The 15,822-nt window shown below is 64.3% G+C and carries 18 protein-coding genes and 1 pseudogene; 6 read left to right on the forward strand and 13 right to left on the reverse strand.

Features of this window, described 5'->3' with window-relative positions; all coding sequences use genetic code 11:
- Window positions 1-10 precede the first annotated feature (10 nt).
- The 6 genes from L6639_RS05115 to L6639_RS05140 form a co-directional block, all read right to left on the reverse strand.
- Window positions 11-1,375, reverse strand: a complete 1,365-nt coding sequence (locus L6639_RS05115) for an NAD(P)-binding domain-containing protein (RefSeq protein WP_237859336.1) — start codon at window positions 1,373-1,375, stop codon at window positions 11-13.
- Window positions 1,376-1,423: 48 nt separating this feature from the next.
- Window positions 1,424-1,741, reverse strand: a complete 318-nt coding sequence (locus L6639_RS05120) for an ArsR/SmtB family transcription factor (RefSeq protein ID WP_237859472.1) — start codon at window positions 1,739-1,741, stop codon at window positions 1,424-1,426.
- 391 nt (window positions 1,742-2,132) lie between these two features.
- Window positions 2,133-2,558, reverse strand: a complete 426-nt coding sequence (locus tag L6639_RS05125) for a hypothetical protein (protein WP_237859338.1) — start codon at window positions 2,556-2,558, stop codon at window positions 2,133-2,135.
- A gap of 235 nt (window positions 2,559-2,793) precedes the next feature.
- On the reverse strand, window positions 2,794-3,075 hold the full coding sequence (locus tag L6639_RS05130) for a hypothetical protein (RefSeq protein WP_237859340.1): 282 nt from the start codon (window positions 3,073-3,075) through the stop codon (window positions 2,794-2,796).
- A 131-nt stretch (window positions 3,076-3,206) separates the two neighbouring features.
- Complete coding sequence (locus L6639_RS05135) at window positions 3,207-3,383, reverse strand: hypothetical protein (protein WP_237859342.1); 177 nt, start codon at window positions 3,381-3,383, stop codon at window positions 3,207-3,209.
- A 298-nt stretch (window positions 3,384-3,681) separates the two neighbouring features.
- Entirely contained in the window at window positions 3,682-4,308 is a 627-nt protein-coding gene (locus L6639_RS05140; protein WP_237859344.1) for a LysR family transcriptional regulator, read from the reverse strand.
- Between the two features lie 143 nt (window positions 4,309-4,451).
- Between L6639_RS05140 and L6639_RS05145 the strand changes: the two genes are divergently transcribed.
- Both L6639_RS05145 and L6639_RS05150 read left to right on the forward strand, forming a co-directional pair.
- Window positions 4,452-4,844: a RidA family protein gene (locus tag L6639_RS05145; protein ID WP_237859474.1), complete on the forward strand. Its 393-nt coding sequence runs from the start codon at window positions 4,452-4,454 to the stop codon at window positions 4,842-4,844.
- A 38-nt stretch (window positions 4,845-4,882) separates the two neighbouring features.
- Window positions 4,883-5,575 carry an L-2-amino-thiazoline-4-carboxylic acid hydrolase gene (locus L6639_RS05150; RefSeq protein ID WP_237859346.1) on the forward strand — a complete coding sequence of 231 codons (693 nt, stop codon included), beginning with the start codon at window positions 4,883-4,885 and terminating at the stop codon, window positions 5,573-5,575.
- Window positions 5,576-5,607: 32 nt separating this feature from the next.
- On the opposite strand, the gene L6639_RS05155 is transcribed toward L6639_RS05150, so the two are convergent.
- Entirely contained in the window at window positions 5,608-6,435 is an 828-nt protein-coding gene (locus tag L6639_RS05155) for an MBL fold metallo-hydrolase (RefSeq protein WP_237859349.1), read from the reverse strand.
- Window positions 6,436-6,529: 94 nt separating this feature from the next.
- Here L6639_RS05155 and L6639_RS05160 point away from each other — a divergent pair, with 94 nt between their 5' ends.
- A complete protein-coding gene (locus tag L6639_RS05160; protein ID WP_237859351.1) occupies window positions 6,530-7,381 on the forward strand; it encodes a LysR family transcriptional regulator in 852 nt (283 codons plus the stop codon).
- A 7-nt stretch (window positions 7,382-7,388) separates the two neighbouring features.
- On the opposite strand, the gene L6639_RS05165 is transcribed toward L6639_RS05160, so the two are convergent.
- From L6639_RS05165 to L6639_RS05180, 4 genes are read right to left on the reverse strand one after another with little or no spacing between them, the layout of a single operon-like run.
- Window positions 7,389-8,153, reverse strand: a complete 765-nt coding sequence (locus L6639_RS05165; RefSeq protein WP_237859354.1) for a hypothetical protein — start codon at window positions 8,151-8,153, stop codon at window positions 7,389-7,391.
- 2 nt (window positions 8,154-8,155) lie between these two features.
- Complete coding sequence (locus L6639_RS05170; protein WP_237859476.1) at window positions 8,156-8,350, reverse strand: hypothetical protein; 195 nt, start codon at window positions 8,348-8,350, stop codon at window positions 8,156-8,158.
- Window positions 8,350-8,793: an Ig domain-containing protein gene (locus tag L6639_RS05175; RefSeq protein ID WP_237859356.1), complete on the reverse strand. Its 444-nt coding sequence runs from the start codon at window positions 8,791-8,793 to the stop codon at window positions 8,350-8,352. Before L6639_RS05175 ends, L6639_RS05170 begins: the two co-directional genes overlap by 1 nt.
- A gap of 25 nt (window positions 8,794-8,818) precedes the next feature.
- Window positions 8,819-12,238: a CHAT domain-containing protein gene (locus L6639_RS05180; protein WP_237859357.1), complete on the reverse strand. Its 3,420-nt coding sequence runs from the start codon at window positions 12,236-12,238 to the stop codon at window positions 8,819-8,821.
- 94 nt (window positions 12,239-12,332) lie between these two features.
- Here L6639_RS05180 and L6639_RS05185 point away from each other — a divergent pair, with 94 nt between their 5' ends.
- Window positions 12,333-13,307 carry a dienelactone hydrolase family protein gene (locus L6639_RS05185; protein WP_237859358.1) on the forward strand — a complete coding sequence of 325 codons (975 nt, stop codon included), beginning with the start codon at window positions 12,333-12,335 and terminating at the stop codon, window positions 13,305-13,307.
- Between the two features lie 9 nt (window positions 13,308-13,316).
- Here L6639_RS05185 and L6639_RS05190 read toward each other — a convergent pair whose 3' ends face one another.
- Both L6639_RS05190 and L6639_RS05195 read right to left on the reverse strand, forming a co-directional pair.
- Window positions 13,317-14,078 (reverse strand): hypothetical protein, encoded by a 762-nt coding sequence (locus L6639_RS05190; RefSeq protein ID WP_237859359.1) that lies wholly within the window; start codon window positions 14,076-14,078, stop codon window positions 13,317-13,319.
- Between the two features lie 15 nt (window positions 14,079-14,093).
- Window positions 14,094-14,282: a hypothetical protein gene (locus L6639_RS05195; RefSeq protein ID WP_100177693.1), complete on the reverse strand. Its 189-nt coding sequence runs from the start codon at window positions 14,280-14,282 to the stop codon at window positions 14,094-14,096.
- Between the two features lie 255 nt (window positions 14,283-14,537).
- Here L6639_RS05195 and L6639_RS05200 point away from each other — a divergent pair, with 255 nt between their 5' ends.
- Both L6639_RS05200 and L6639_RS43230 read left to right on the forward strand, forming a co-directional pair.
- Window positions 14,538-15,515: a DUF2336 domain-containing protein gene (locus tag L6639_RS05200; RefSeq protein WP_237859360.1), complete on the forward strand. Its 978-nt coding sequence runs from the start codon at window positions 14,538-14,540 to the stop codon at window positions 15,513-15,515.
- 181 nt (window positions 15,516-15,696) lie between these two features.
- Window positions 15,697-15,822 (forward strand): annotated as a pseudogene (locus tag L6639_RS43230) (IS5/IS1182 family transposase); the annotation flags it as partial.

A 15,822-nucleotide genomic window follows, 5' to 3' on the forward strand; every position in this document is an offset into this window, starting at 1 on the left:
CCGCCACGGCTTAGGCGCAACCACAGCCGGATGCGCCGGCCTTCTTGGCCGTTTCGTCGGTGCTACAGCACGCCGACGCCTCTTCCTTCGCCGGCCCGCCGCAGCATCCCGCTGAGGCTGTCTCGACGCCGCCGCGCGTGCAGACGCCGGTTTCCGGCAGCACAAGTTCGACTCTCGCCGCGGCCTTCTTGTCGCCGGCGATGTCGGCTGCGATCGAGCGGACCTGCTCATAGCCGGTCATCATCAGGAAGGTCGGCGCGCGGCCGTACGACTTCATGCCGGCCGAATAGAAGCCCGGCTCGTCATGCGCGAGCTCGCGTGCGCCGTGCGGGCGCACGGTGCCGCAGCTGTGCTCGTTGGGATCGATGAGCGGCGCCAGCGCGACCGGCGCCTCGATCGCCGGATCGAGCCGCAAGCGCAGCTCGGACAGAAACGAAAAGTCGGGACGGAAGCCCGTCGACACGATCAGTTCGTCCACGACCACGCTTCGCGCATCGCAGCAGGCGCCGGCCGAGATCTTCAGGCGACCTTCGAACTCCGTGAGATGCGTGACGCCGAATTCGGTCTCGACGCCGATTTTTCCGGAGGTCACGAGCGCGGCAAAGGCACTGCCGAGCGCGCCGCGCGCCGCAAGCTTGTCGTTGCGGCCGCCGCCGAAAGCTTTTGCCGGATCGGCGCCGCGCACAAGCCAGACGGGCTGCGTCCCCGGCACCTCGTCGGCGAGACGTGCAAGATCGATCAGCGTGCCGACCGCGGAATGGCCGGCGCCAAGCACAGCAACTTTCTTGCCGGCATATCTGGAACGTTGGGCGCCCCACACGTCGGGCATGCCATAAGCGACGCGGTTGGCGCACTCAGCCTCGCCGATCGCCGGCAGGCCGTTGCTGCCGGCGGGATTGGGAGAGAACCATGTGCCTGACGTATCGATCACGGCATCGGCGCGCAGAACCTCCGGCCCCTTGCCGTTCTGATAGCGGATTTCGAAAGGCGCCTGCTCTCTGCCCTTCGTCTTCGCCTTGTCGAAGCCGACGCGGCTGATGGCCGAGACCCGGCTGGACGTGCGGATCACGTCACGCAATGGCGTTCGCGTCGCGAGCGGCTTGAGATATCCCTCAAGCAGCTCGCCACCGGTCGGATAGGCCTGAGGGTCCGGCGAATTCCAGCCCGTCGGCGCGAGCAGACGCGCTGCGGCCTTGTCGACATTGTATTCCCACGGCGAAAACAGCTGGACGTGCTGCCACTGGCGGATCGCATGTCCCGCCTCCGGCCCGGACTCCAATACGATGGGTGACATGCCGCGTTCGAGCACGTGTGCAGCTGCTGCAAGGCCGACAGGCCCCGCCCCAATGATCGCTACCGTCTTTGCATCACTCATGTCGTTACTCCCATCATTCTAGAATCATCGAATAAGGTCGCAAAAAAATCAGGCGGCCGATTGAGCGCCCCCGCATCCGACTTCGTCCGCGCAGCACTCCGCCGCCAGGAAATCCACTAGCCCACGCATCGCGTCGAAGTTCGCGTGACAAACGAGGGTCGTGGATTCGCGGACCTGGCTGACAAGCCCGACCGCGACCAGCGACTTGATGTGGTGAGACAGCGTCGATGCCGGGATTTTCAGCTTCTCTTGCAAGCGGCCGACCGGCATGCCGGAGTGTCCTGCCCGAACCAGGGCGCGATAGATCTGGAGCCGGGTCCGGTTACCCAAAGCTTCCAGGCGCGCTGCTACATCGTCGATCTTCATGACGAGCAACATGCGCCCGTCCCGATCAGCTTGTCAACGGTATTTCTAGAATGTTCGAAATATTGGCGCGGCGCCCGATTTCAGAATTGTCGATCCAGGAAGCTGGTGCTCATGCTGATGCCAGCTTCTGCCCCTGTCGGTCGGGCCGATCCAGGATCACCCGACAGCACGGGTTCCAGGAACAACTTGATATTTGTTAAGTTAATCCCGTGCCATCGCAAGGGGGCACGCAATGCAAGAAGACGATTTATCCGGCAAGGCAGAGCGGGCCCTCGTGACGGTTGCACTGGGCACCGCGATGCTCATCATCTGCCTTGGGTCCTTGCTGTACAGATGAGCCGTGCCTTCGCGGATGGATGACCGCGCGACCGGCCGCCTGGGCCGTGTCGTCCTACCGCTCCTCGGTCGGATGCACCCATTTGTACGGCGTGATGCTCCGCGTTTCCGTCAGCTTGATCATGTGGACGGGCGGTGCGGTCCGTCCCTTCCGGCATGACCGGCACTTCAGCGATGCCTCCAGCTTCCAGATCGGTGTGTCGCGCGGGCGGCGGATCGCATCGAGCGGCAGGCTCGCGCGTGCCTTGCACCTAATGCACTCGACCTCGAGCCAGCCCATGCCGCCGTTGAGACATTGCCCGATCGTCGGTGATGGCTGCGAGGGACCGCCGTAACCTTCCATGCGCACCGACCAGGCCTCGGCCTCGGCACGATCGGCCTCGCGCACCGCCTTCTTCGCCTCCTCGCGGGCATGCTTGGCGGAAATCTCCGCCCCCATGATGCGGCCGCTCCAGATGACCTCGCGTGATTTGGTGCTCATGCCGCGATCAAAGCAACGTGAGAGCGCGCTTGCAAATTATCGATTGCTAGTGGGTCAGATCTATTCGTCGCTACTGCGTGTCGTGGGTGTGGACAAGTGGCGGCATCGATTCCATGGCGAAGCCGATCTCGAAGACCCCTCAACACCGCAGCCGCGTGATGGCCTGCGGCAGCGACGCCAGCACGCGCGCGATGCTTCGGTTCACAATTGATTGTGCACGCGTGAAAGGACGCCATCACGCGTGAGGCAGAACGGTCGTGATCTCGTAGATCGCCACCGCCGTTCCGAGACAGCGCCGCCAGGGATTGACGCCGCGGACGATCTCGTCGGCGGCCCAGAGGAGAAGTCCACCTTTGATGATAACGGTCAGCACAACGCTGGCTTGACCTGAGGGCGGCCAGAGCCACCGGAGAAGGGCCGCTGCGATCACGATCCACAGAACGAGATTGGGCGCCTGAACAATCGTGATAGCGCCTGTTTCACGATTGCGGAAAAACCAGTTCAGGAGCTTGCGCATCATCGCGGGCCGAGCGGTTGCAACGACGGGAACTGGCTTCGTGGTCGTCCAGGAGATGGAGGTGCGCGGCTTTCCGCTCATACAAAACCGCCCCTGACACGAGTCAAGGGCGGTTTCCGGATCGGGCCGGATCAGTGACCGGTGCCCGGCTTGGTGGTTTTCGGCGGCTTGCCGTCTTCCATACGACCTTCGTTGCGAAGATCACGGCCCTCCTGGGCCTTGCGCTGGCTGTTCGGATCCTTGCCGTGCTCGTTCATCTCTTCCTTGATGTAGCCGGCGCCTTCCTTGATCTTACCTTCAACACTCATGACGTCCTCCTTCGATATGGGAGGTAATGCGCTGGCGAGCCTGACGTTCCGGCTGGACGTCCGTCTGGCATAGGAACGCAAGGAACTGCCCTGCGTTACGGACCAAATGAGTCAGGTCCGACGAAGAGTACGGCAGGAAAAGACGTTGAGCGAAAGGCTCGCTGAAGCTGCGCGCGAAGCCCGCGCGCAGGCGCAGCTTCTACCGGATGGACAGTTGTGAGACGTCCTCCTGGAAAAGGCTCGCCAGTACGAGGCGCAAATCCCGCTCAATGCATTTCTGGGACAGCGCCGATAACAATCAACTCCCGACGCCGCCGACCAGCCGCGGCCGGCGGCTCGCGCGCGCCCTCTCATCCATCACGGTACGCAGCCATTCGCGAAGGCTGACGATCTCCGGACAATCCACGGTGCCCTCGGGCGCGATCAGCCAATCGCCGAGACCTGCCCCCTCGGTGACCCTGTCGCAACGATAGCCGGGATGATGGCCGAGGCTGCGGGCGATCAAGAGATCAACCTTGCCCTCGACAAGCTCATGCAGGCCGGCAGGCTGGAGCACGCGCAAGCCGATCTCCGCATGCGCACTCCGAAACGCCGCGAGATCAAGGCGGCGCAGATCGAAGCTGGCATGGACGCCCAATTGCAGCAGCACGACACCTTCAGGCTTCAACTGCGAGGTCGCCTCCGCGATGTGGCGAAAACCCTCGGACACCCCCGGCAGATAGGCCTGACCTGCCGCGGTCAGGATGAGCTGCTTGTGCAACCGCTCGAACAGCTGCACGCCGAGGCGCGCCTCCAGCGCTTTCACCTGCTGCCCGACGGCAGCGGGGGTCACGTGAAGTTCGTGCGCGGCCAGCTTGAAGCTGAGATGGCGCGCAGCAGCCTCAAAAGCGCGGAGCGCGTTGAGTGGCGGAAGGGCGTAGGTCATCGCGCATCAGTTTGACACTGATGGGCCATCGCCTTGCAATAGATTTTCTTGCGCTGAACCGCAGGAATGATGCTTTGCGCGGCAGTGATGTCGCCGGATAGGGTCGGTTCGCAATCCGGAGACAGGTCATGCCCCAAGTTCTCATGCCCCAAGCTCACATCGTCAGTCACAATCCCAGAGCGGTCCACCCTCCCGCCGGCGGCTACAGCCTTGGGCTTGAAGTGACGCAGCACCGCCGCCTGCTGTTCATCAGCGGCCAGGTCCCCGAAAAGTCCGACGGCTCCGTGCCCGAAGGGTTCGAGGCGCAATGCGAGCAGGCCTGGCGCAACGTCATGCAGGTGCTCACTGCTGCCGGTCTTGGCGTCGAGCACCTGGTCAAGGTCACTACCTTCCTGACCGACCGCAATCAGGTCGTAACCAACCGCACCGTTCGCCGCAGGATGCTCGGGGAGCATCAACCCGCGCTGACGGTCATGATCGCCGAGACTGTCGACAGCAAATGGCTGCTGGAGATCGAGGCGATCGCCGCCGAGTGAAAACAGCTTCAGAATTTTTCCAAATCCTCAGGTGCCCCATGCCTCAAACCATCCATCCCTTCTACGAGGCCCATCGCGACGCCATGGAATCCGCCATGCGCCAGCGCCTCGACCTGGCCGAGCCAATGCTGCGCGAGCGCACGCATTTGTCCGACGTCGACGCCATCAGGCAGGAAGTGATGGACGAATTCGCCATCGTGCTCACCCAAATGCCCTATGTCGGCGGCACAGCGAGCCGCATGAGCGATTTCTTCATGCGCCTCACCGGCTTCATGGCCATCAGCCGCGTGCTGCGGCGGCATGGCGTGCCGGTGCCCGTGATCGGCGAGATCGAGCGGCAGATCTACAAGGCACAGCTGCTCACCGAGCCCGAGGCGGATCGTCTCGCCGCAGGGGATCAATTCATGTCGGCGGAGAACCAGATTTTGCTGCGCGAACAGGCGGCGAGAAGCGTCACAGAGAGCCATCAGGCCGAATTTCCGGAGGATTTCGCCTACGATTTCGTCGAGCCCGGTCCGAATGATAGCTTTGAATTCGGCATCAACTACAAAGCCTGCGGCTTCTGCAAATTCGCTGGCCGCCACGGCGACAAGGAGATCCTGCCCAACATTTGCGGCCTTGATTTCGACGCCTATGCAACCCGCGGCATCCGCCTGGAACGGACGCAAACGCTGGCCGGCGGCGCGAGCCATTGCAATTTCCGTTTCTCGCGATTGCAACGTGACGGATGACGTCGCGCGGGGGCGCCTGTTCGCAAGCTGCGCTAATGCGCGCCGCACCGGCAGTTCTCGTAGTCCACGGGATCGTGGCTGTTGAAAATCGCCACACGCTTCCCATGGTTCAGCTTCAGCTCCCGCAAGCGCGCCTGGTTGGCGATGCGGGCGTTGCGGTCCATGTCGACCTTGCGCTGGAAATAGCGGAGCATCAGCGGCGCGCGCGGCGATGCGTCGAGCTGGCCGTGATGGAAGTAGCTGTCGCCGGCGTGCAGCAGCCATGTGTCACTGGTGCGGACCGCGATGCCACAATGGCCAAGCGTGTGGCCGGCGAGCGGGATCATCAGGATATCGGCCTCGCGATCGCCGAGCGCGCGCACGCCCTTGAAGCCGAACCAGTCTTCGCCGGTCTCACCGTAGAAACTCCAGCTCGGTCCGTGGCCCCATTGGCCTGTGACGTAACGCCCTTTGGGCGGCGCCGGCTTGTGCAGCACGGCCATGTCGTATTCGGCGCGATGGACGTGGATCGCGGCATGGGGAAAGTCGGGCACGCCGCCGGCATGGTCGCGGTCGAGATGCGTCAGCAGCACGTGACGCACATCATTGGGCGAATAACCGAGCGCCCTCACCTGCTGCACGGCCGTCTCTGCCGGATCGAGCCTCGGTGCGGTCTGGCGCAGCCATCGCCGCCCGAGCCTTTCGGGCGCGGCGATATCGCCGAGCCCGATGCCGGTGTCGACCAGCGCGAGGCCGTTATTGGTCTCGATCAGCAGGCAATGGCAGACCATGCGGGCGCGCTGGAACAGGCCGCCGGTGCCGTTCACGAGCCGGCGGCCCATCGGGCACATCGTGCCGGTGTTGAGGTGATGAATTTTCATGGATGACGCTCGCCTGTTGTGGACAGCGCCTTCTTGTCATCCTCGAATCCATAGGTAAAATATTGAATATTGATGATATCTCTAGGCACATCCTATGGACATCCGCGAGCTCCGCTACTTCACCGCCGTCTACCGTGAACGCAACCTCACCGCTGCGGCTCGCACCTGCTTCGTGTCGCAGCCGTCGATCTCGACCGCGATCACCAATCTGGAGGCCGAGCTCGGCACCACGCTGTTCATCCGGCACAAGAAGGGCGTCGCGCCGACGGCCTCGGCCGAGCAGTTTCATACCGTCGCCCGCCGCATCATCGACGAGGCCGACGCCGCGCGAAAGCTGTTCCGCAAGCCCAGCGCCAGGACGACGGTCACGCTCGGCCTGATGCGGACGCTCGACGCAACCAGGACGATCGCGCTGCTGAAGCCGTTGACCGCACGAAGCGACGTCGCGCTGCGGCTCGTTGGCAGCGACGAACGCGCCGATGCTCGGATCATCTCGAAAAGCATGTTGCGCGACGACGAGCATTTCGTGCCGCTCTGGAGCGAGCGTTACGTCTCGGCGCTGCCGCCGTCGCATCCGCTGACGCTGAAGGACAAGCTCAGCACCGCCGATCTCGCCGACGTGCCGATGATCGACCGCTGCCATTGCGAGCAGAGCGCGTTCTTCGGCCGCGCGGCGCGGCGCCGCCAATCCGCGGCGATCGCGCAATCGGAGGATTGGGCCATGGCGCTGGTCGCGGCCGGCGTCGGCATCGCCGTCGTCCCGGAAGGCGTAGCGAAGGGCGTTTCCGATGTCGCCATCAGGCCAATCGAGGTGAAGATCAAGCGCGAGGTCGGGCTCGCCTATCGCGCATCCGCGCCGCTGGCGGACGCGTTGAAGGATTTTGTCGGGAAGCTGCAACGCGTGCGCGCAAAGCCTCGCAACAACTCCAGCCGCCGGCACGACTGACGATAAGCTATCCGAGCAAGCCCTTCAGGCCGGCATAGATCGAGCCCACGGCGGTCGCGGCGACGCCGGCCAGCGGGCCGACGGTCTGCATCAAGTCCTGAATCAAGCGCGCACGGCGGCGGAGCTGTTCCTCGCCGACATGCTGCCCGAGCAGGCGCGCCATCCTGAAGGCGAAAGCATTGGGCTTGCCGCCCTGGCCCAGAACGCGCGGCAAGACCTGGAAGATCACGACTCCCAATATGTTTCCGGACACGAAGGCGAGCAGGATGCTCGCACCGTATTCGAACACTTCGCGCCATTCGACCCACACGGTGGGCAGGATAGGAACATCATCGTGGAATCCGGTCACCGTCAGCATCGCCTGGATGCTGACGCTGGCGAGCAGCAACGCCAGCACGAACGCTCCCAATGTCGAGACCCGATGCAGGGGATAGGCTGCAAACCCGAACAGCAGCGGGATGACGATCGAGGCGATGCGGAGCGGAATTGGCGAGAGATTGAAGGTGATGGTGACCAGAACATGCGCGAACGTCAGCAGGATCGACGGAATGACGACGTAGAGAACGGCATGCGTCCCGTAATAGCGCAGCGGATTCTTGTACCGCTCGAGCCGGACATTGACGCGGTCGAGATCGCGCCTCAGCTTGTCCAGCTCGGCGACGATGTCGTCGATCTCGAGCAACGTCGGCCGCACCACGCGCAGATCGCGCGAGCAGTGCTTGCACGCGATGGCTTCGTCCTTGATCGTCTCGGCGCAGAATGGACACTCCATCGTCAGCGCGACGTCCTGCGCCGCATGATGGTCTCGACCTCGTCTCTGGCCCGCGCCAGCTCATCGCGCAACTGGTCGCGCTTGCGCAGGAGATCGTCGCGCTCCGCAATCAGCGTTGCGGGAACGGCGATGTCTCGCGAACAGGATGCGCAGACCAGCGCGCGATCCGCATTCTCGGCCTGGCAGTAGGGACACATCACTTGGGTGCGACCTTGAGGGTGAAGATGGCCGTGCCCGGCCGCCCGTCGCTGTCCTTGATGTCGACGCGCACGGTGTATTCGCCGGGCGGCAGTTCCGCGTCCTGCATGTTGATGCCGTCAGCCTGGACGAACGGCTTGATCCTCGACGTCAGATCGACGTTGGGCGAGCGGAGGAACACCATCTTGACGGATTCGGGATCGATCTTGGCGCCCCCGAACGACTCGAACTTCAATTGCAGCCGCATAGGCGAGGACACGGCATCGCCCGGCGAGATGAACTCCACCTTGGGACCGCGCAGGATGCCGCGCCGGTCAGCCGCGACCGCGCCCTTCGGTGGCGGCAGCTTGGCCTCCTCTTCCGTGATCAATTGTGTTGCCCGCGACGCTCCCGAAAACAGGAGACCAGCCGCAACCAGCCCGAGCAAGATATTCCGCATCATTGGCCTTCCAACCTTCCCAAATCAATCATCGTACGCCGCCATCACCGATGATCGTGTACGGCGCCCAGAACAGCGGATGCGCGTAGGCGAACTCGGTCTTGCCCTCGCCGTTCAGGTAACCGGGACCATCGACCAGGGCCATCATCGCCTGCCGCAGCGCTTCGCTCCGCGACAGTTTTGGATCGTCGGCCTGGCGCTTGAACAGATCGGTCACGAGCTGGCGAGCCGATTGCGAATGCACCGACCAGTTGGTCACCAGCAAGGCGCGCGTTCCGGCATAGAAGAACGCGCGGCCAAGACCGGAGGCCGCCTCGGCGCCGGCGCCGGCGCCAGCGCCGGTGTTGCAGGCGGACAGGATGACCCAGTCGGCGTCAAGCTTCAGGCCCAGAATTTCCTCCATGGTGAGGAGGCCATCTCCGCCTTCGCCAGTCACCGCCGGCGACGACAGGGCGAGGGCCGGCTGCGTCAGGCCGTTGAGCTCGCCCGGCACAAGACCGTGCGTAGCGAACGCCAGAATCCTGAAGCCGGAGAGATTCATCGTCTTCACTGCGCTTTCGGTCGCATTCTTGCCGAGGAACAGCACCTTCGAGGGATCTGCCTGCAAGGCCAGCGCGATCGATTTGAGCTCGTCGGCGGTATCGGGGAGACGGGGCAAGAGGCCGAGCTCTGCGCTATCGACGCCTTCGAGCTTCGGGCTGCTGCGACGCTTCAGGGGCATGCCGCGGGTGACGTTGCCGCCGACATCGGCGACCTGCACTTTGCCGTCGGCGCTTTCTGCCTCGGCCTGCTGATCCTTGTTGAAATAGGGATCGCCGAACGCCACGAGATCGCCGCGGCCGGGCTTGCCGGGCGGCAACTGCCGCAACGTGCGCAAGGCCGCGGCCGAAGGCACCGTCGAGACGGCATGGGTCCGCGCCAGCCACGGCACGTTGCGATAGCCGACGAACAGCGGATCCTCGTCCGCCGCCACTTCTGTCGGTGCGGTCGGCAGCAGCGACAGCGGCAGCAGGCCGAGTGCGCCGTTGGTCACCACGATCAGGTTCTTGGCCGGCTTCCATCCGCTCTCGACCGGTTTGAGCAGCAGCTCGTAGAGTTCGTAGCCGAGCTTCAGGTCAAACGGCGGAATGTCCGAGATCATCGCGGCCTGCGGCTCAAGCGCCTCGCGCAGCTTGCGGATCTTCGTCTCGATATCGCCGCTCCTGGCATTGACGGCGGCGAAGGCCACCGGACCCGATTTCGGCACGGCCCAGACGAAGCTGCCGTTCTGGCCGAAATAGAATGACAGCATCGCTTCATTGTCCGACAACGTCGCGCGGATCTCGGCAACGCTCGGCGGCTTCGGCGAAACGAGATCGGCGTAGACAGGGAATTTCTGCTTGATCTCTTGGCGCGCCTTGTCGCGTTCACCGCGCAAGGCCGTGATCGACGCCTGGATCTGCTGCACCCCCTTCTCGTCGCGCTCCGCCGAGGGAATGGCGAGGACGTTGTTGAGCGTGCCGAGCTGGGCGTTGACCTGTTTTGTCAGGTCCTGCTCCTTGCGGACGAGCTCGGCGAGCGCGGGATCCTTTGCCGCGGCACGCGCGCTGGAGGCTGCGAGCGCCTGCTGCACGGAGTGGCCGCGGATGGCATCGGCCAGGCTGAAAGTCTCCTCACCGACGGCGCCGCCGGTGCCCTCGGCCCGCGCCAGCAGCAGGAGGTAGCTCTCGACGATGGTCTGGAGCCGCTGGCTGCGCGCGGCCACCACGGTCGTGTTCTCGTCGTCGGCGTTCTCATTCGCATTCGCCATCATGATCGGAATGGCGGCCTTGAATTCCCTGATGGCATCGGCATCCCGCCGCGCCCGCATCAGGCCGATCGCCAGGGTGCCACGCGCCGACGCAGCGTCGAAATGGTTCTCGCCGACCCGCCCGATCTGCTTCTTGACCAGTTGCTCGGCGGCGGCGATGCCGGCGTCGAGCTGGCCGGAATTATAGAGCGCGAGAATGCGCGCCGGGTTGAGCTCGATGACCTGTCGGCGCTGCGGATCCCAATTGGCGACGGCCTTGTCGATTTGCGCAAACATCTCGTTGGCCTCGGCATTCTTGCGCCGCAGGTTGAGAATGCCGGCGAGATGAGAGAGCAATTGCACGGTCGATTGCGAGTCATCAGGCACGCCGACCGTCTTGTTGATCTCGAGCGCGACGCGGCCGAGCTGTTCGGCTTCCTCGTAGCGACCCTCGTCGACCAGGATGCCTGCCAATCCCATCACATAACGCGGCATCACCGGATTGTACTTGCCGGTGTCCTTCAGGCGCGACAACAACGCCCGGCGCGCGTCGACCTCCGCTTCGGCAAGTCGGCCTTGCCGTGCCTTCATGCGGGCCTGACTGAGCACGAAATTGTCGATCGCCTGCAGCACGACGGTTTCAGCCGGCGGATTGTCCGAGTCCAACAGGGCCTTGATGGCGGCGCGTTTGCGTTGCTCTGCCACGCGATAGGCGGCCTCGGCCTCGACGAACTGCCCGCGCGCCTCGAAGATCAGCGCCCTGGTGCCTTCGAGATCCGCCTCCCAGCTCTGCCCCATGCGCGCATAGGACGTGCGCCAGCCCGGAAGACCGCTGGTTCGCGCTTCTTGGATGGCACTCATGGTCCGGCGCAGATAGGCCTCGGCCTGGGCGATGTCGCCCATCTGGATGAGAATGCCGACAACGGACCTATTGGCGCTGAGTTGATATCCCTTGGCGCCAGGCAGGCTCGCGGTGTCGCGCAACAGCCGCTGCATGACTTCGAGCGACCGTTTTGGATCGCCGGCCGCGGCATATTGCAGCGAGAGGAGCTGCATCAGGCGGCCCATCATGTTGGGCTCCACCACACCGCGGCCGATCTCGACGGCCTTGCTGGCGTCGGCGGTGGATTCGGCGAGCCGACCGAGCTGCGAACGCGCGTTGGCGCGGTCGAAATAGAATTGCGCGAGATCGCCGCGCGATTCCTTCCCCGTGGGCGTCGCCTCCGCGTCCGATTTCAGCTCCGCGATGAGCTTTGCGTCGGGCTTTTCGCTGTCGAGGATCGCGGTGATGTCGGCGATGGTGCGGGGCGGAGCGATGAAATCCTTCGGCAGTGCCGTGCCGGGGTCGAGCTTGGGCGCAGCTTCCTTGGGAAGCTCGACAGCGACATTGGCGCGGCCATTGGCTGCGTTCAGAGCTGCCATCACGCAGGCCCTGACCTGCGGCGAGGCCTTGGCGCGGCACCCCTCGATATCGGCACCGGCCTTGCGGCCACCCTGCGCCTGCATGCAGGCTTGCACGATCGGCTTGCCCACCGTCATCCGGCAGTTCTCGAGTGCCGCCTCCTTGGTCAGCGCGGCAGCCGAGCCTGATGATCCCAGAAGAACGGCGAGGGCCAGCAGTTTTCGCGGCAGGGTAACATCCAGACGGCTCTTAACCGGACTTGCGGCGTTGAAGCGCATCGCGAAGGACCTTTGGATGAAAATCACTTGAAGAAACGGGCCAATCCTACCCCTATTACCCGGGAGGACAATCACCAATCGGTAGGGTGGCGGAATGCCTGGGAGGGTTAGCGGCAGCGGTCGGCACCGATTCCTCGGGCGGCCGGGCCACAGGGGGCGGCGCCGGCTGATCGTGCTGGTTGTCGGGCTGATCGCTGGGTATAGCCCCGCAAGCGCGGTGGACGGGCCGGAATGGAAGGCGGCGGTCTGGGATGCCGAGGCGATCTATCGCGGAGCAACAATCGCCCCGGACCTCGTTCTCCCTGAAATCGTCGAGACGGTCGACCGGCTGACGTCACCACGGATGGCATTGATCAAGCCGCCCGGCTCAGGCCCGTTTCCAGCCATCGTTCTCATGCACCAGTGCAGCGGGCTGAACGTTGCCGTTGCTGCATCGGCGCGCGCCGCCGCCTCGCGCGGCTACGTCGTCCTGCTTGTCGACAGCCTGGAGCCGCGTGGCGTCAAGAGCGTCTGCTTCGGTCCAAAGAACGGCGTGAACTTCTTTCGGGGCGCACGCGATGCGCTGCAAGCGGCCGAACAGTTGCGACGAATGCCTGATGTCGATGCGCAACGAATTGCGCTTGTGGGTTTCTCATGGGGTGCGATGGTGGGCTTGCTGGCAGCCAGCCCGCACTACGTCGATGCCTTGAAGTCGGGCCCGGGATTTGCGGCCGTCGCAAGTTTTTATCCCGGATGCTTCCGCATCACGCCGCAACAACGGCCGCCATACGATCTTGTCAATCCAGATGTGTCGCGACCACTTCTGGTCTTGATGGGCGATGCCGACACCGAGACGCCCGCGCAGGAATGCCTCGACCGGCTCGACGTCCTGAAGCAAGCCGGCGCCCCCGTCGAATGGCACCTCTATGCCGGCGCGACGCATTGCTGGGATTGTCAGCAGCTGGACGGGCTTAACAAGATTGACGTCCGCGGCGATCACGTCGCCTATCATTTTCGCCAGGACGTGACCGACGATTCCCGGCGCAGGCTGTTCGAGTTCCTGGACCGGGTGATGCCCAGACGACCCTAGCGGCCACGCTCAGCCCTTGGACACCACCGCGCGACCGTAAGGCGGCTGCGAGATAACAGGCGGATTGGCGGTTTGTGCGGCGAGCTCGCCGATCAGGCGATCGGCGTCGGCGGCCATGCCGTCGGGTGCCTGGATCACCAGCCGCTCCAGCGCCCAACGATAGGACGAGACGCGCTGCTCGAGGCTTTGCTGCACCCACTGGACGATCAGCGAGTTCTCCTGCATGCGCGCGACGGCGTCCGCCTTTTCCTGTGGCGACAGTGCGGAGACGCGCGCCATGCTGGCGTCACGCTTCCTGTCGAGATCGATGACGCGGATCGCGCATCCAAAGAACGGCTCGAAGCGGGTGACGTCGTTGCGCACGTCCTCGATCAGCTGCGCATAGCGCGAGGAGTGCGAGCGATGCGGCTCGTCGATCAGCGTGCGCCCGTACATGGTGCGATCGAACACGACCTTCTGGCGCCACGGTGCCGGCAGGGCCTTGTAATCGCCGAACACGCTCTTCCAGGCCGGCCGGGACAGCGGCGGCTCGATCATGGGATAGGCAAGGTCGCGGAGCTGGCGCTCCTCGTCGGTCAACTGGAATTGGGAGGACTTCAGGCCGAGGCTGCCGGTGGCTTCAACGCCGAGCCAGCTGTGCATGTCGTCGCTGCGCATGTCGGCGCGGGTGCGGCCAAAATCACCGCCGCTGCAGCCAGCGAGCGAGGCGCCTACAGCCGTGAGCAGAAGGGCCGATAGAACGGTGCGGATCTGGCGAATTGATTCCGGCATTGCAAGAGCCGCAATTCAGCGGCGACGACGACGGCGCCCCGGCGCGGTGCCCTGCTCCGGTCCGCGATCGCCGCTGGTTTCGTCGCTCTCGCGCTCGATGCGGATGACGGGAAGGATCAAAATCGTTCCCATGTCCGCGCGCGGTGTGACGTCCCCCGACGAGCCCACCCGGCGACCGGCCGGAAATTCGATGATGGTCCCCATGTCAGCTCTCTCAACTACCGCGCGCCCGAACGCGCCCCGGCAACATGGGGGTCATTAGGATCAGTTTATGGTTAACGGGGTGTAAACATGGCCATTGGACCGTAACCGCACGGACCGTTGTCTCGCCGTCCCGCAGCGAGACGAGATGGCTTGAATTGAGTGGGTTTGCTTCACATCTCGTTTTCCTTAACGAGCCTTTAAAGGAACTCTTGATAGGCTGAGACAACAGTTCTTTTCCGAGTTGCGTACGCCTCCATGACCAAGTCGCTGTTTCCCGGATTCGACGGGCTGATGACACTCTCCCGCCGCGAGGGCGTCGATGTACGCCCGACCCTGCTGCGCGTGTTGACCGATCTCTACGTCCAGGCCAGCACCCACACCGAGGATGAGCAGCGCCAATTCATCGAGCTTGCGACGCGGCTGATCGATCAGGTCGACGATGCGACGCGCGCGTCCGTCAAGGCGAAGCTTGCGATCTATCCGCACACGCCCGTGCCCGTTCTGCAGAAGCTCGGGCTGGTCGCGGCGCAGGAAGGCCGCCGCGTGCCGCTCGCGCGCACAATCCCGCAGCCCACGCCCGCCCCCTCGCCTGTTCGCACGCCGACGGACGCGGAAGCGCGCATGGCCGCCAACATGGCGATGCAGCCGAAGGAAGCGGCCGAGATCCACGACATGTTCTTCGGCGCCGATGCAAGCCAGCGCGCGCTGATCCTGCAAAATCTGGCGCAGACGCCGCTGAAGGCCGCGCCGCGGATTCCGACCGCACATGCCAAGCGCGCGATCCAGGTTCTGGAGATGGCGGCGATCGCCGGCGACGTCGACAGCTTCGCCTACGAGCTCGGCGACACCCTGATCCTGCCCTCGCGCGTCGCGGCGCAGATCGTCGACGATACCGGCGGCGAGGCACTCGCGGTTGCCGCGCGCGCGCTCGACATGCCGAGCCCGAATTTCCAGCGCATTCTGTTGTTTTTCAAGCCCGCGATCGGCAATTCCGTGAACGAGGTCTACCGGCTGGCGCGGCTCTATGACCGCATCAGCGACCGCTCGGCGCTGGTGATGCTGGCCGCCTGGCGCGGCTCGACGCTCGCCGTCACGCGCGCAAAATATCAGCCGTCACTGCACGACAGCGAGCGCCAGCGCGCACGCGCCGCGGCCGGCCAGTCGCGGCCGAGCGTACAGCCCGGCTCGAGCCCGGTGGTGCGCACCGGCAGCGGCGGATCATCGAATCGCTAAAGCGCGATGAGATTGGGTTGAACCGTCATCGCGCTTTAGCTCTCTGTTTGAGCATGATCTTTTCGGAAAACCGCTTCACACTTTTCCGGATCATGCTCTAGCAGGCTGTTGAAAAAAGGCGCTCGCCGCCGACCGGTGACCGTGATTCATTGGCTCCGAAGAGAAGATTCGGAGATGGGACGTGCGCGGCGGGGACATTCGAACGGGCGAGCTGTTCAGCTACGTTGACTTGGAGGCGCGGGTCCGGCGCGATCATCCGCTGCGAGCGATCCGGACGATTGTGAACGAGGCGCTGTCGATGCTGGAG

This window comes from Bradyrhizobium zhengyangense (assembly GCF_022012555.1).
Lineage (GTDB): Bacteria > Pseudomonadota > Alphaproteobacteria > Rhizobiales > Xanthobacteraceae > Bradyrhizobium > Bradyrhizobium zhengyangense.

Coding starts and splice junctions, on each gene's coding strand:
- L6639_RS05115 (WP_237859336.1), bottom strand. CDS start 1,375: ATGAGTGATGCAAAGACGGTAGCGATCATTGGGGCGGGGCCTGTCGGC.
- L6639_RS05120 (WP_237859472.1), bottom strand. CDS start 1,741: ATGAAGATCGACGATGTAGCAGCGCGCCTGGAAGCTTTGGGTAACCGG.
- L6639_RS05125 (WP_237859338.1), bottom strand. CDS start 2,558: ATGAGCACCAAATCACGCGAGGTCATCTGGAGCGGCCGCATCATGGGG.
- L6639_RS05130 (WP_237859340.1), bottom strand. CDS start 3,075: ATGCGCAAGCTCCTGAACTGGTTTTTCCGCAATCGTGAAACAGGCGCT.
- L6639_RS05135 (WP_237859342.1), bottom strand. CDS start 3,383: ATGAGTGTTGAAGGTAAGATCAAGGAAGGCGCCGGCTACATCAAGGAA.
- L6639_RS05140 (WP_237859344.1), bottom strand. CDS start 4,308: ATGACCTACGCCCTTCCGCCACTCAACGCGCTCCGCGCTTTTGAGGCT.
- L6639_RS05145 (WP_237859474.1), top strand. CDS start 4,452: ATGCCCCAAGCTCACATCGTCAGTCACAATCCCAGAGCGGTCCACCCT.
- L6639_RS05150 (WP_237859346.1), top strand. CDS start 4,883: ATGCCTCAAACCATCCATCCCTTCTACGAGGCCCATCGCGACGCCATG.
- L6639_RS05155 (WP_237859349.1), bottom strand. CDS start 6,435: ATGAAAATTCATCACCTCAACACCGGCACGATGTGCCCGATGGGCCGC.
- L6639_RS05160 (WP_237859351.1), top strand. CDS start 6,530: ATGGACATCCGCGAGCTCCGCTACTTCACCGCCGTCTACCGTGAACGC.
- L6639_RS05165 (WP_237859354.1), bottom strand. CDS start 8,153: ATGGAGTGTCCATTCTGCGCCGAGACGATCAAGGACGAAGCCATCGCG.
- L6639_RS05170 (WP_237859476.1), bottom strand. CDS start 8,350: ATGTGTCCCTACTGCCAGGCCGAGAATGCGGATCGCGCGCTGGTCTGC.
- L6639_RS05175 (WP_237859356.1), bottom strand. CDS start 8,793: ATGATGCGGAATATCTTGCTCGGGCTGGTTGCGGCTGGTCTCCTGTTT.
- L6639_RS05180 (WP_237859357.1), bottom strand. CDS start 12,238: ATGCGCTTCAACGCCGCAAGTCCGGTTAAGAGCCGTCTGGATGTTACC.
- L6639_RS05185 (WP_237859358.1), top strand. CDS start 12,333: ATGCCTGGGAGGGTTAGCGGCAGCGGTCGGCACCGATTCCTCGGGCGG.
- L6639_RS05190 (WP_237859359.1), bottom strand. CDS start 14,078: ATGCCGGAATCAATTCGCCAGATCCGCACCGTTCTATCGGCCCTTCTG.
- L6639_RS05195 (WP_100177693.1), bottom strand. CDS start 14,282: ATGGGGACCATCATCGAATTTCCGGCCGGTCGCCGGGTGGGCTCGTCG.
- L6639_RS05200 (WP_237859360.1), top strand. CDS start 14,538: ATGACCAAGTCGCTGTTTCCCGGATTCGACGGGCTGATGACACTCTCC.